Source organism: Stenotrophomonas sp. SAM-B (assembly GCF_013387485.1).
GTDB classification, from domain to species: domain Bacteria; phylum Pseudomonadota; class Gammaproteobacteria; order Xanthomonadales; family Xanthomonadaceae; genus Stenotrophomonas; species Stenotrophomonas maltophilia_AA.
The window spans coordinates 17431-31493 of the sequence record NZ_JABBXB010000006.1; the positions used below are offsets into that span (position 1 = coordinate 17431).

Here is a 14063-nt window from a genome sequence, read left to right on the forward strand (position 1 = left end):
CTTTACGAATCTTTAGCGAATTCTTGGTTTTAGCCAGTGAATCCGGTCTGAACTTTTCCGGTTGCCTCCCCGCTTTGTTCATCTAAGTGAACATTGGCGGCCAAAGCGAGGCCCTTGTCAAGCTGACAGGGTGATGCGGTTCACGCCGCGACGCGTTCGGCCTGGGCGCGGGTCACCGCCAGCGCCTGGTCGATCAGGCTCCAGTCGGCCCCGACGCGATGCGAGCCTTCGCTCAGAATCTGGCGGAAAGCGCGCCCACCGGGTTGGCCGTGGAACAGCCCCAGCAGGTGCCGGGTGATGTGCTTGAGCGCCAGCCCGCGGGCCAGCTGGGCCTCGATGTACGGCTGCATGGCGCGCAGCAGCGCCTCGCGCGACTGCAGCGCGGCACCGGTCTGGGCCGCCTCCAGCTGATGCAGCACGTAGGGGTCGTGGTAGGCCGCACGGCCCAGCATCACCCCGTCCAGCGCCGGCAGCTGGGCCTGCGCGGCCTCGACCGTGGCCAAGCCACCGTTGAGGACGATCTGCAGCTGCGGGCGGTCGGCCTTGAGGCGGTGCGCCCAGTCGTAACGCAGCGGCGGCACTTCGCGGTTTTCCTTCGGCGAGAGGCCCTTCAGCCACGCGTTGCGCGCATGCACCACGAACATCGCACTTCCCGCGTTGGTCGATTGATCGACGAAGTTGACGAAGGTTTCGTAGTCGTTGTCGTCATCCACGCCGAGTCGGCACTTCACCGTCACCGGGATGTCCACCGCTGCGACCATCGCGCCCACGCACTCGGCGACCAGGGCCGGCTCGCGCATCAGGCAGGCACCGAAGCGCCCGGCCTGGACCCGGTCGGAGGGGCAGCCGCAGTTGAGATTGACCTCGTCGTAGCCCCACTCCCGCGCGATGCGCGCGGCCTGGGCCAGCAGGGCTGGATCGCTGCCACCGAGCTGAAGCGCCAGGGGATGCTCGCTGCCGTCGAAGCCGAGCAGGCGCTCACGGTCGCCATGGATCACCGCGTTGGCGTGCACCATCTCGGTATACAGCCGTGCACCCGGCGCCAGCAGCCGGTGGAAGTACCGGCAATGGCGGTCCGTCCAGTCCATCATCGGAGCGACGGACAGACGCAGGGAGGCGGCGTAACGCGCGGTGGCGTCGGTGATGGGCTGGGTCATGGGGCGCGGGGCTATCTGGATTCACTGGCAATACCAGCGCAATCAATAGTTTACCCCCTTCCCATGAACGCTGTACGTGGGGCGCTGGGGGAATCGGTCAAGGGACCGAGCAACAGACGCCGCATCCACAGCACCGGTACGCACCACAGCACGAAAGTGAGTTCGCGCTGCCGTCCTTGCATTTGGCACTACAGCAATCGCTGCTGGAGGCGGACAGAGCACGAGCTGTCTTGCAGGTGGCCTGTGTAGCCACCACAGTCGCGTCGCTCTCAAGTACTGCGTGAGAAACCAGTTCAATCTCGACCGATGCCTTCGTCGAACCGCCTATCCTGACGCTGGGCGACCGCCCCTCGGAAGCGGCCCTGGCGATGGTGCGGGAATCAATGACCATCACGGAATCCAGGAGCATCTCTCCACCGCCGACACCGCCCCGCCAGAGAACCATCTGCAACCCCGTGGCATCGGCTGGGGCATCCGCTACGTGCTCGATGATGTCCAACGTCAACGTGTACACAACCTCTCCGGGAGATCCAATGGACACGTAGGCGGTACGCGTTGGAAGCAGTTGCACGTTTGGCGTCATTATCAGCTCGCCGTCCACCAACACTCTCAACGACAGGTCATGCAGATTGATCGACTCTGCTGCTATCCGCTGGGTCGCACCGCCTGCAAAGCTCCCGGCGGCAAGCAAAACGCCGGACAACAGCAACATGATTTTTCTCAACATTGTGTGCTTCGCCTTGACCCCTCGAAATGCCAAGCTACCAACAACCATTCCGTAAAAATCCAGCTGAAGTCACACTCCTTCGAACGCATTCGCAGCATCGCGATCAAGTCGATCCGCCCTATGCGAAAGTCATTTGTCCGCGCTATCGGATGTGTCGAAAATGCCGGGAAAACCTGTTGAACGCCGCGCGATCCCAATGAACCTATCCACCTACATGCGCATCTCCCGCCCGACGCGTCTCGCCTACCCACATGGCCAAAAGACGGCGGGCGATCATGTCATGTCGCCCCATGCAGGTTTCCAATGAGCATTGCACGATTCGACCCTACCACCGAACAAGGCGTGCTGCGCCTGTCGATCGCCGCCTCGCTGGCGATGGCCGCGGCCGCGGTGGCCTTCGGCCTGCTCGCCAACTCCTCGCTGATCATCTTCGACGGCATCTACGGGCTGATCGACGTGGTGATGACCTGGCTGTCACTGCTGGTGGTGCGCCTGATCAGCCTGTCGACCCACGTGGATACCCTGCAGTCGCGCTTGAACCAGCGCTTCACCATGGGCTTCTGGCACCTGGAGCCGATCGTGCTCGGGGTCAGCGGGACATTGATGATCGGGGCAGCCTTGTACGCCGCGGTCAATGCGGTGGACGCACTCATGTCCGGCGGGCGCGAGATCGCGCTGGGGCCGGCGATCCTGTTCGCGGTGATCTCGATCGTAGCCGAAACCGGGCTGGCACTGTTCGTACGCCGTGCGAACCGGTCGATCGGCTCGGACTTCATCGCGCTCGATGCGAAGAACTGGGTGGTCGCGGCGAGCATGTCGGCCGCCTACCTGGTCGCCTTCGTCGGCGGCTATGTGCTGCGCGGCACCGAATGGGCGTGGCTGGTCCCGTACATCGATCCGGCGATCCTGCTGGTGGTCTGCCTGTTCGTTGTGGTGGCGCCCCTGGGCACGGTGCGCCAGGCGCTGTCGGACATCCTGCTGATCACGCCGCTGGACCTGCAGGCACATGTCGACGCGGTGGCACGCGACATCGTGGCCAGGCACGGCTTCCTGGAGTACCGCAGTTACGTGGCCAAGGTCGGACGCGGTGAGCAGATCGAACTGTTCTTCGTGGCGCGCGCGGACGATCCGCCGCGGCCGCTGATCGAATGGGATCGCCTGCGCGATGAGATCGGCGAGGCGCTGGGCGAGGAGTCGCCGGACCGGTGGCTGACGATCATGTTCACGACGGATCGGGAGTGGGCGATCTGAGCGACGCCGACGTGCGTCGCACTATCGCCCGGGCGCCATACTGCCCTGCTTCCACTGCCGCGGCGACTGCCCGGTCTGCGCCTTGAACGCGCGCGACAATGCCGCTTCACTGCCGTAACCCACCTCGATGGCGATGCGCTTGAGCGGATGGCCGCGGCGCAGCGCCTGCTGCACCAGGCGGGTACGCCAGCCCTGCAGGTAGTGGCCGGGCGTGCTGCCGATGGTGTGGCGGAAAGTGTCGGCGAAGGCGCTGCGTGACATGCCGGCGCGCTGCGCGAGCGACTCCAGCGTCCACTCGTCGGCCGGCGCTTCGTGCATGGCGACCAGCGCGTGGCGCAGCCGCGGATGGGCCATGCCGGCGAGCAGGCCGACGCGGATCTGGCCACTCTCCATCAGCGCGCGCAGGATCTGGATCAGCACCACCTCGAACAGACGATCCAGCAGGGCCTGGCGGCCGCAGCGCTGCGCGAAGGCTTCTTCGAACAGCAGCGACAGCACCGGCTGGCCGCCATACAAGCCCTCCAGCGGCAGGCACACGATCGGCGGCAGTGCCGCGGCGACCGGGTTGTTGGCGCCCCCTTCGAACTGCAGGTGGGCGCAGGCGAAATCCGCCCCCCGCGTTGGATCGGTGACGAAGCGGTGCGCGAGCGGGCGCGGGTACAGCAGGACGCTGGGCGTGGTGATCTGCAGCGTGCTGCCGTCCGGGTGCTCGACACGCACATCGCCGTCGCGGATCAGATGCAGCTGGCCGCGCTCGCCGTCGGCCGGCAGATCGTTGATGCCGCATAGCGCGCCGGCGTGGAAGACCTCCGCCGAGACTGCGAAACGGTCCAGCAGGGATTGCAGTCGATCGACCATGGCGGACTCCAGATCAAATTTTCTGGACGAAATGTTGCCACACGTACGAGGTGGGCGCGCAAAGTACACCTGCCATCTGGCCCACCCCTTTCACTCCGCAGGAGAGTCCCATGTCCATTGCCAACGTTCTGTATACCGCCCAGGCCACTGCCAACGGCGGCCGCGACGGCCGCGCCGTCTCGTCCGACAACGTGCTGGACATCCAGCTCTCCACCCCGCGCGAGCTGGGCGGCGCCGGCGGCCCGGGCACCAACCCGGAGCAGCTGTTCGCGGCCGGCTACTCGGCCTGCTTCCTGGGCGCGCTGAAATACGTGGCCGGCCAGGCCAAGGTCGCCCTGCCGGCCGAAACGCAGATCACCGGCAAGGTCGGCATCGGCCAGATCCCGACCGGCTTCGGGATCGAAGTGGCGCTGGAGATCTCGGTCCCGGGCCTCCCGCGCGAGCAGGTCGAAGAACTGGTGCAGAAGGCCCACATCGTGTGCCCGTACTCGAACGCGACCCGCGGCAACATCGATGTGACGCTGACCGTGGTCTGATCCACCCGAGGCGCCTGCAATCCACGTACGGCCGGGCCTTGTCCCGGCCGTACGCGTGTGTGCGCGCCGTGATGCCGTGAGTCAGGATTGCTTCGTATACTGCCCGCCGGACAATGGAATGAAGGAATCAGGCATGCAGGCGAAGTTCAAACAGTCCCTTCTGGTCGGCATCACGCTGACCGCGCTGATCGCCAGCGGTGCGGCGATGGCGCGCTCGCCGGTCTCCACGGCGCAGCCCGGCAAGGGCATCAGTGCCTCCTTCACCACCTGCCAGCAGCGCGCCCAGGGCGCGATCGCACAGGCAGCGTGCATCTCGCAGGAAACCAAGCTGCAGGATCAGCGCCTGAACCGGGTCTACAAGGAACTTCAGGGCAAGCTCGACGCCGCCGGCAAGGCCAAGCTGGTCGGGGCGCAGCGTGCCTGGCTGGAGTCGCGCAAGCGCGACGGCGAGCTGGAGACCGTGATCTTCGACAGCACCCAGCCCGGCAACCTGCAGGGAAGCGAGATCGAGATGCGCCGCCTCGGCGCACGTGCGGACCAGTTGCAGGGCTACATCGACCTGCTCGACTGAGCCGCGCCACGCTGGAATGCTGACCCGGCCCCTGGCCGCCCCCCGATTGCACAGAAACAAGGAAGTAAGCCATGCCCGACAATATCGATACCCGTAACCTGGATGCCACCTCCGGCGCGGTCTACTTCGCGGTAGGCCGTGGCACCGAAGGCGGCCCGGCGTCGTACCATCTGTCCATCGCCGGCATCACCCGCGGTACCCGCGAGCCGGATTGGGGCGAGGTCAGCAGCGTCGCGCAGAACAGCGGCTACAGCCTGGGCGCGATCCAGGTCGATTTCGGCCAGCGCGGTACCTGGCCGGTCGGCGCGATCGGCGATCGTCCGCTGGCGGCGGGCGAAAAAACCTATGTGGATGCGGTGATCGACCAGGCCCAGGCCTACGCGAAGACGCACAATCTGCCGTTCACCAACGACCGCGCCGACCTGCGTGGCGACCTGCTCAGCCACGGCAATGGGCTCAGCGGCCGTTCTTCGATCCGCTTCATGGACGAACAGACCCGCGACAGCATCAACGCCTGGGCCGGTTCGGACGAAGGCAAGCAGTGGATCCACGCCAACATCGATTACCCGCAGGTGCGCAACGCCACCCAGACCGCGATGTCGATCCTGGACGCGCACGGCAGCCATATTCCCGATGAGCGCCGTTTCGAGGCGATCAGCCTGCTGGCCAAGACCGCCAACCAGATGCCCGGCCAGTTGTCCAAGCTGGAGAAGGTGCTGGAAAACGGTGGCGACTACGACGCCCTGCGCACCAAGGCCGGCGAGATCCGTGCCACGCACACCTACTACGATGGCCCCAAGGCCGCCGACATCGCCGCGCGCTACGAAGACGCCTACGCGAACAACAAGGACGCGATGGACCGTGCCCACGCCAAGGTCAGCAGCCGTGACTACGCGCCGGCCGGTGAGCGCAATGATGCGGACATCCGCGTCGCGCTCGACCAGATCCATCCGCCGCGCCAGCAGAGTGCCGCCTCGAGCGTGCTGAAGGAAGGCGCCAGCGGCAAGGAGGTCGGCAAGCTGGAGTCCAATCTGGCGGTGCTTGGCTACACCGCCGCCAACGGCCAGGCCCTGAACGCCGACAAGCGCTTCGACGGCGACACCCGCGCGGCGGTGGAAGCCTTCCAGCGCGCGCACGGGCTGGAGCCGGTGGACGGCAAGGCAGGCCCGGCCACGCTGGGCGCGATCGACCGTGAAGCACGCCAGCTGCAGACCGCACTGGCCGCGCAGGGACATACGGATGCCAACGGCCGCGCGCTGAGCGTGGACGGGCACCTGGGCGCCGGTACCCGTGCCGCGCTGGGTGCTTACCAGCAGGCGCACGGTCTGGACCCCAGCGGCATACTGGACGCGCAGACCCGTGAAGCGATGGCCGCACCGGCGCGCACCCAGGCACCGGCCGACATCGCGCCTGCGCCGGAACCGGCGCAGCGCGATGGCGCCGCGCTGCGGCCGCTGACCGATCCGGGCAACGCCCAGCACGTCCTGTATATGGAAACCCTGATGCGCGTGCATGAAGCCGAGGAGGCACGCGGCATCGGCCACGGCCCGCACAGCGAGCGACTGGCCGGCGCGCTGACGGTGGAAGCCGCACGCGCCGGCCTGCACACCATCGACCGCGTCGAGCTCAACCAGGACGGTTCGATGGCCCGTGCCGTGCAGGCCAATGCGCTGCGCGACGAGGCCGCGTTGAACCGCACCAGTGCGCCGGTGCAGACCGCCGACGCGATGGGCCAGTCGCTGGAAGAAAGCAGTGCGCGCGCGCAGCAGGCCGGCGACCAGCAGCGGGAGCAGCGGCTGATGGATCAGCAGACCCAGCAGCATGGCGCGCGCGCAATGTCGGCCTGAACCCGGCCGCCAGCGACCGGGCTTTACCGGTCGCTGGTGACCAACTGCACCACGCTGGAGAAATCCAGTTTGCCGCGGCCGGCCTGGTGATTCATCGAGTACAGGTTGCGGGCCAGCTCGCCCAGCGGGATCGAGGCGCCGACACTCATTGCCGCTTCCACCGCCAGGCCCATGTCCTTGAGCATCAGGTCGCTGCCGAAACCGCCGCTGTAGCCGCGCGACGCCGGGGCGTTTTCCAGCACGCCAGGCCACGGGTTGCACACTTCGGTGGCCCAGCTGCGGCCGGTGCTGACCGCCATCATCTGCGAAAGCACCTTCGGGTCCAGCCCGTGGGCGACGCCCAGCGCGATCGACTCACCGGTCACCGCCATGATCACGCCCAGCGCCATGTTGTTGCACAGCTTGGCGACCTGGCCGGCACCGCTGGCGCCGACATGGAAGATGTTCTTGCCCATCGCCTGCAGCAGCGGGCGGGCGCGTTCCAGCGCCTCGGCTTCACCACCGACGATGAAGGTCAGGGTGCCGGCCTGGGCACCGGCGGTACCGCCGGAGACCGGGGCATCCAGCATCTGCAGGCCACGTGCGGCGGCCGCTTCGGCGACCTTGCGGGCGGTGGCCGGGGCGATCGTGCTGCAGTCGATGACCAGCGCGCCGGCGGGGATATCCGCGAGCAGGCCGTCATCGCCGAGGTAGACGCCTTCGACATGGCGGCTGGCCGGCAGCATCGAGATGACGATCTCGGCGTCGGTCAGCGTATCCAGGGCCGAGGTGGCGGCAGTGGCGCCGGCATCGACGGCGGCCTGTACGGCGGCAGGCACAAGGTCGAACACGCGCACGGCGTGACCGGCCTTGGCCAGGTTGGCGGCCATCGGGCCACCCATGTTGCCCAACCCGATGAATGCAATACGGCTCATGCGTGGCTCCTTTCAGGGACGGTGGCACCGAGGTCGGCCAGCGGATGCGCGGCATCGGACCACGGCGAAACGAAGAAGGTGCGGGCCCACTCGGCCGTCGCGTCAGCCAGCGTGCGCGGCTGCCACTGCGGGTTGCGGTCCTTGTCGATCAGCAGCGCACGGATGCCTTCGGCGAAATCGCCATGGGCCGCCGCGTGCAGGGCTGCGATGTATTCGATACGGTAAACCTCGGCCAGCGGGGCGCCCTCGGCCAGGTGCTGCAGCTCGAACGCGAGCCGCGCCGAGCCCGGCGCTCCGGCGGCGAGCGTCGCTTTGGCGGTGCTCAGCCAGGCATCGTCCGTCTCCAGCGCAAGGATCGCATCGACGATCGCGCCGACGTCGTCGCCCGCGCACAGCGCATCGACCGTCGCGGCGTTGCGCAGCAGCGGGCCGGTGGCCGCATCGCTGGCATGCTGCTGCAGCAGCGCGGTCAGCTGTTCGTGATTGCGCTTGGCCTCGGTGCTCCAGTGCACGTCCGCCAGCGCGTTGAACACGGTCTCGCGCTGCGCCTCGGCGATGTGGATATCCGCCAGGCCGGCATAGATCGCATCGCCCGCGTTGAGCGGCGCGCCGGTCAACGCCAGGAACAGGCCGCAATGGCCGGGCACGCGCGGCAGCAGCCAGCTGCCACCGACATCCGGGAACAGGCCGACGGTGATTTCCGGGAACGCCAACTTGGAGCGCTCACTGACCACGCGGTGGCTGGCGCCGGACATCAGGCCGATGCCACCGCCCATGACGATGCCATGGCCCCAGCACAGGATCGGCTTGGGATAGGTGTGGATCGCGTAGTCGACGCGGTATTCGACGTCGAAGAATTCGGCCGCGTAGGCGTTGTCGCGGATATCGGTCTTCCCGCTGTCGCGGTACTCGACCATGCTGCGGTACAGGCTGTGCAGATCGCCGCCGGCGCAGAACGCCTTCTCGCCCGCGCCCTGCAGCACCACCAGCGCGATGCCGTCATCGCTGGCCCAGGCATCCAGCCGCTCGCGCAGCAGGTGCGCCATCGGCAGCGAGAAGCCGTTGAGGGTGCGCGCTGCGTTGAGCGTGGCGATACCGATGCGAGTGCCGTTGCCGGCCTGGCGCTCTTCGAACAGCACCGGCGCCGCGTCGTTGGCGACGACGGTACTCACGCGTTCTTCCACTGCGCGGCGCGCTTTTCCAGGAAGGCGTTCACGCCCTCGGCCTGGTCGGCGCTGTCGAACAGATCGACGAAGGCTTCGCGCTCGGCCACCAGTGCCGAGGCGTGGGTGCCGGTGCGGGTGGCCTGCACCAGGGTCTTGCAGGCGGCGATGCTGGTCGGGCTCTGCTTGCCGGCCTTGTGCGCCCACGCCAGGGCCAGGGCCTTGGCCTCGCCCTTTGCAACCTTCTCTTCCACCAGGCCGATACGCAGCGCGGTGTCCGCATCGATGCGTTCGCCGAGCAGGATCATGCGCTTGGCCCAGCCTTCACCGACCAGGCGCGGCAGGTTCTGGGTGCCACCGGCGCACGGCAGCAGGCCGACGGTGGCCTCCGGCAATGCCACCTGGGCGTGTTCTTCGATGATGCGCAGGTCGCAGGCCAGCGCGCATTCCAGGCCACCGCCCATCGCGTAGCCATTGATCGCCGCGATGGAGACACCGCGGAAACCAGACAGTGCCTCGAAGGCTTCGCCGAAGCGACGTGCAGCTTCGCGTGCGGCGGCCTTGTCGCCGGAAGCGAACTGCTTGAGATCGGCGCCGGCCGAGAAGAACTTTTCGCCGTCGCCGGTGATCACCAGCGCGTAGACATCGCGGTCTGCGTTGAGCGCGCCCACCAGGTCACGCAGCGCGGACAGGCTGTGCACGGTCCAGGTATGTGCCGGCGGGTTGTCGAGGGTGATGACCGCGACGTGGCCATCGGCCTCGACCTTCAGGCCGACATGATCATGCTCGCGCCAATCCATCATCGCAGTTCCTCTTCGGTGTTGAGCAGGTGGCGGGCCACGATCACACGCATGATCTCGTTGGTGCCCTCCAGGATCTGGTGCACGCGCGAATCGCGCAGCAGCCGTTCAATCGGGTATTCGCGGATGTAGCCGTAGCCGCCGTGGATCTGCAGTGCGTCGTTGCAGATGTTGAAGCCGGCATCGGTGGCGAAACGCTTGGCCATCGCGCACCACACATTGGCATCGCTGGCACCGGCATCGAGCTTGCGCGCAGCGGTATGCACCATCTGCCGGGCGGCGACCAGCTGGGTGACCATGTCGGCCAGCTTGAACTGCAGCGCCTGGAACTCCGACAGCGCCTTGCCGAACTGGCGGCGCTCGCCCATGTAGCGGCGGGCGGCATCCAGTGCGCCCTGGGCAGCGCCCAACGAGCAGGCGGCGATGTTGATGCGGCCGCCGTCCAGGCCCTTCATGGCCAGCTTGAAACCGCTGCCTTCCTCGCCGAGCAGATGGCTGACCGGCACGCGCACGTTCTCGAACGTGATGCCGCGGGTCGGCTGGCTGTTCCAGCCCATCTTCTCTTCCTTGCGGCCGTAGCTGATGCCCGGCAGATCGGCCGGCACCGCGATCGCACTGATGCCACCGGCCCCGGCGCCACCGGTACGGGCCATCACCACCAGCAGCTCGGTGGCACCGGCGCCGGAGATGAAGGCCTTGGAGCCGTTGAGCACGTAATGGTCGCCGTCGCGTACCGCGCTGGTCTTCAGCGAGGCCGCATCCGAGCCGGCACCCGGCTCGGTCAGGCAGTACGAGGCCAGCTTGGTGCCGGACGAGAGGTCTGCACCCCACTCCGCACGCAGGCTCTCCTGGCCCCACTTGGCCACCATCCACGACGCCATGTTGTGGATGCTGACATAGGCCGCCGTGGACGGATCCACATTGGCGAGCTCCTCGATGACGACGGCGGCGTCCAGACGGCTCAAGCCGCTGCCACCGACCTCGGGGTCCATGTACAAACCACAGAACCCGAGTTCCCCTGCCTTGGCGATCGCCTCGCGCGGAAAGATGCCCTCCGCATCCCATCGCGCGGCGTGCGGCGCCAGTTCGGCCTGGGCGAAGTCGCGCGCGGCCTCTCTATAGGCCTGCTGCGCTTCGTCGAGTTCCGTCGTCATCGAGTGGCTCATGGTCGAACTCCGTTGTTGCTTACTTCAGGCTGATGGTGGTGTTGACGCCATGACCCAGCGTCTCGTCATCGAACCAGCGCGAGGTGATCGTCTTGGTCTGGGTGTAGAACATCACCACCTGCTTGCCGTACGGGCCCAGGTCGCCGAGCTTGGAGGCGCGCGAGCCGGTGAACGAGAACAGCGGCACCGGCACCGGGATCGGCACGTTGATGCCGACCTGGCCGACGTCGATGTCTTCCTGGAACTTGCGGGCGGCCGCACCGGACTGGGTGAACAGCGCGGTGCCATTGCCGTTCGGGTTGGCGTTGATCAGTTCGATGGCGTCTTCCAGCGTCTCCGCTTCCAGGATCACCAGCACCGGCCCGAAGATTTCCTCGTCGTACACGCGCATGCCCGGCGTCACGCCGGCGAAGATGGTCGGACCGACGAAGTTGCCCTTCTCGAACCCATCCACCTGCGGGTTGCGGCCATCGAGCACCAGCTTGGCGCCCTGCTCCACGCCCGAGGCGATCAGGCCTTCGACACGCTCGCGCGCGGCGCAGGAGATCACCGGGCCGACATCGGTCCCGGCGACGCTGCCACCGCTGACCTTCAGCGTCTTGGCCTTGGCCACCAGGTCCGGCACCCATGCGCGCGCTTCGCCGACCAGCACCAGGGTGGAGGCGGCCATGCAGCGCTGGCCGGCCGCACCGAAGGCAGCACCGACCATCGCGTTGAGGCTCTGTTCCTTGTTCGCGTCCGGCAGCACCACGGCGTGGTTCTTGGCGCCCATCATGCACTGCACGCGCTTGCCGGCCAGCGAGGCGCGGTTGTACACATGCGTGCCGACGCGGGTGGATCCCACGAAGGACACCGCCTTGATATCCGGGTGATCGCAGATCGCGTTGACCACGTCTTCGCCACCGTGGACGACGTTCAACACGCCCTTGGGGATGCCGGCTTCCAGCGCCAGTTCGACCAGGCGCATGGTGACCATCGGGTCCTGCTCGGACGGCTTCAGGATGAAGGTGTTGCCGGTGGCGATGGCCATCGGGAACATCCACAGCGGAATCATCGCCGGGAAGTTGAACGGGGTGATGCCCGCGCACACGCCCAGCGGCTGCAGCAGGGTGTAGGTGTCCACGCCGTTGGCCACGTTGTTGGCCAGCTCACCGAGCTGCAGGTTGCCGATCGCAGCGGCGTGCTCGACCACTTCCAGGCCACGGAACACATCGCCTTCGGCATCCGGCACGGTCTTGCCCTGCTCGGCGCTGAGGATGTGGGCCAGCTCGCTCATGTTCTCGCGGATCAGCTGCTGGTACTTCAGGAAGATGCGCGCACGGGTGCCGATCGGGGTCTTGCGCCAGGTCTTGAACGCTTCCTTGGCCGAGGCGACGGCGGCGTCGACCTCGCTGGGGGTGGCGAACGGGACCTGGGCCAGTACGTCCTGGGTGGCCGGATTGACCACGTTCTGCCAATGCGAGCTGGCCGATTCGATGAACTGGCCATCGATCAACATGCGGATACGGGGCGCTGCAACAGTCATGGACAATCCCGACGGGTCGAAAGTTGTTGGCATTATTCACAGTGCCATCCTCGATTTCCGGGCTGTATGCGCTTAATCTGGCCAATGCCCGCTACGATTCTTGTGAATTCTGTGAATAGCCAGCCCGTCCAACGTCAGATAGGCCTGCGCCTGCTCAAGCTGCGCGAGCAGCGGGGCTACAGCCAGCTCGCGCTGGCCAAGGCTCTGGGGCTGTCGGCGAGCTACCTGAACCAGATCGAGCGCAACAAGCGGCCACTGACCCCGGCGGTACAGGGCAAGCTGCGCGAGGTGCTGGGTGATGTCAGCGACCTGTTCGAGGTCGATGACCCCGGTGCGCTGCAGGAATCGCTGGGCGAGACCCTGCGCGATCTGGGCCTGGCCGATGTCAGCAGCACCGAGCTACGTGCCATGGCCGGCAACCTGCCGCAGATCAGCCGCGCCCTGCTCGACCTGCACCGCCGCCACCTGATGCTGCGCGAGCATGCCGCCGCGCTGGAGTTCCAGCTGGGCGACGTGCATGCCGGGCAGGCGCTGCCCGCCGGCGACCAGGTGCGTGACTTCTTCAACCGCATGCACAACCACATCCCCGAGCTGGATGACCTGGCCGAGCAGTTGTTTGGCGAATGGGGGCTGGTGGCCGGGCATGTCGCGCCGCGCCTGCGCCAGCTGCTGGCCGACCGCCACGGCGTGCTGGTGGAGGTCGGACCGCTGCAGGCCGGACGCGAGAAGCGCGTCTACGACGGCGGCAGCCGCACCTTGTGGCTGCCCGACTACCTGGAGCCGGGCCAGCAGGCGTTCCAGATGGCGGCCGAGCTGGCCCTGCTCGGGTATGCGGCGCAGATCGATGCGGTGATCGCCCGCGCGGGGTTCGGCGAAGCCGAGCAGATCGCGCAGGCGCGGATCGGCATGTCCAACTATTTCGCCGGTGCGCTGGTGATGCCGTATGCACAGTTCCTGCGCGCCGCCGAGCACAGCGCGTACGACATCGATGCGCTGGCCCATCGTTTCGGCGTGGGCTTCGAGGCGGTCTGCCATCGCTTGAGCACACTGGCGCGACGCAGCGCGCCGGGGCTGCCGTTCTTCTTCATCCGCGTGGACCGCGCCGGCAATGTCTCCAAGCGGCATTCGGCGACCGACTTCCACTTCTCCCAGGTGGGCGGCTCCTGCCCGCTGTGGATCGTGTACGAGGCCTTCAACCAGCCAGGGCGGGTGCTGACCCAGACCGCACGCATGCCCGACGGGCGCCGCCATTTCTGGTTGGCGCGGCAGGTGAGCAGCGGCCCGATCGGGCATGGCCAGCCACGCAAGACCTTCGCGGTGGCACTGGGCTGTGATCTGCAGCATGCCGAGCGGCTGATCTACACGCGCGGGCTGGACATCCAGAGCCCGGGCAACTCGGTGTCGATCGGCCCGGGCTGCCGGGTGTGCCCGCGCGAGGACTGCATGCAGCGCGCATTCCCGCAGCTGCCGGGACGAGGCTGATACGGCCCGGTGGCGGTTGGATCGTGCCGGCCAACGGCCGGCACCGACCGGTTTGGAGGACACCGG

General features: G+C 67.2%; 13 protein-coding genes. 5 read left to right on the top strand and 8 right to left on the bottom strand.

Going from position 1 to position 14063, the window contains the following annotated elements; genetic code table 11:
* Positions 1-140 precede the first annotated feature (140 nt).
* Together dusA and HH110_RS13605 are read right to left on the bottom strand one after the other, a co-directional pair.
* Complete coding sequence (dusA, locus tag HH110_RS13600; RefSeq protein WP_176990161.1) at positions 141-1157, bottom strand: tRNA dihydrouridine(20/20a) synthase DusA; 1017 nt, start codon at positions 1155-1157, stop codon at positions 141-143.
* 97 nt (positions 1158-1254) lie between these two features.
* Positions 1255-1869, bottom strand: coding sequence for a hypothetical protein (locus HH110_RS13605; protein ID WP_176990162.1), 615 nt, complete (start codon positions 1867-1869; stop codon positions 1255-1257).
* A 318-nt stretch (positions 1870-2187) separates the two neighbouring features.
* Here HH110_RS13605 and HH110_RS13610 point away from each other — a divergent pair, with 318 nt between their 5' ends.
* Positions 2188-3135, top strand: coding sequence for a cation diffusion facilitator family transporter (locus tag HH110_RS13610; protein ID WP_176990163.1), 948 nt, complete (start codon positions 2188-2190; stop codon positions 3133-3135).
* A gap of 21 nt (positions 3136-3156) precedes the next feature.
* Here HH110_RS13610 and HH110_RS13615 read toward each other — a convergent pair whose 3' ends face one another.
* Entirely contained in the window at positions 3157-3993 is an 837-nt protein-coding gene (locus tag HH110_RS13615; protein ID WP_176990164.1) for an AraC family transcriptional regulator, read from the bottom strand.
* Between the two features lie 110 nt (positions 3994-4103).
* Between HH110_RS13615 and HH110_RS13620 the strand changes: the two genes are divergently transcribed.
* The 3 genes from HH110_RS13620 (at position 4104) to HH110_RS13630 (ending at position 6947) form a co-directional block, all read left to right on the top strand.
* Entirely contained in the window at positions 4104-4529 is a 426-nt protein-coding gene (locus HH110_RS13620) for an organic hydroperoxide resistance protein (RefSeq protein ID WP_019185509.1), read from the top strand.
* 133 nt (positions 4530-4662) lie between these two features.
* A complete protein-coding gene (locus tag HH110_RS13625) occupies positions 4663-5100 on the top strand; it encodes a lysozyme inhibitor LprI family protein (protein ID WP_176990165.1) in 438 nt (145 codons plus the stop codon).
* A 71-nt stretch (positions 5101-5171) separates the two neighbouring features.
* Complete coding sequence (locus HH110_RS13630; RefSeq protein WP_176990166.1) at positions 5172-6947, top strand: peptidoglycan-binding protein; 1776 nt, start codon at positions 5172-5174, stop codon at positions 6945-6947.
* 23 nt (positions 6948-6970) lie between these two features.
* Here the strand turns inward: HH110_RS13630 and mmsB are convergent, their stop codons facing one another.
* From mmsB to HH110_RS13655, 5 genes are read right to left on the bottom strand one after another with little or no spacing between them, the layout of a single operon-like run.
* Positions 6971-7861, bottom strand: a complete 891-nt coding sequence (gene mmsB / locus HH110_RS13635; RefSeq protein WP_176990167.1) for a 3-hydroxyisobutyrate dehydrogenase — start codon at positions 7859-7861, stop codon at positions 6971-6973.
* Positions 7858-9033, bottom strand: coding sequence for a 3-hydroxyisobutyryl-CoA hydrolase (locus tag HH110_RS13640; protein ID WP_176990168.1), 1176 nt, complete (start codon positions 9031-9033; stop codon positions 7858-7860). The genes mmsB and HH110_RS13640 overlap by 4 nt, the downstream gene beginning before the upstream one ends.
* A complete protein-coding gene (locus tag HH110_RS13645) occupies positions 9030-9827 on the bottom strand; it encodes an enoyl-CoA hydratase (protein WP_176990169.1) in 798 nt (265 codons plus the stop codon). Before HH110_RS13645 ends, HH110_RS13640 begins: the two co-directional genes overlap by 4 nt.
* On the bottom strand, positions 9824-10990 hold the full coding sequence (locus HH110_RS13650) for an acyl-CoA dehydrogenase family protein (protein WP_176990170.1): 1167 nt from the start codon (positions 10988-10990) through the stop codon (positions 9824-9826). The genes HH110_RS13645 and HH110_RS13650 overlap by 4 nt, the downstream gene beginning before the upstream one ends.
* 19 nt (positions 10991-11009) lie before the next feature.
* On the bottom strand, positions 11010-12515 hold the full coding sequence (locus tag HH110_RS13655) for a CoA-acylating methylmalonate-semialdehyde dehydrogenase (RefSeq protein WP_176990171.1): 1506 nt from the start codon (positions 12513-12515) through the stop codon (positions 11010-11012).
* 84 nt (positions 12516-12599) lie between these two features.
* Here HH110_RS13655 and HH110_RS13660 point away from each other — a divergent pair, with 84 nt between their 5' ends.
* On the top strand, positions 12600-13997 hold the full coding sequence (locus HH110_RS13660; protein ID WP_176990172.1) for a short-chain fatty acyl-CoA regulator family protein: 1398 nt from the start codon (positions 12600-12602) through the stop codon (positions 13995-13997).
* Positions 13998-14063: the final 66 nt, after the last annotated feature.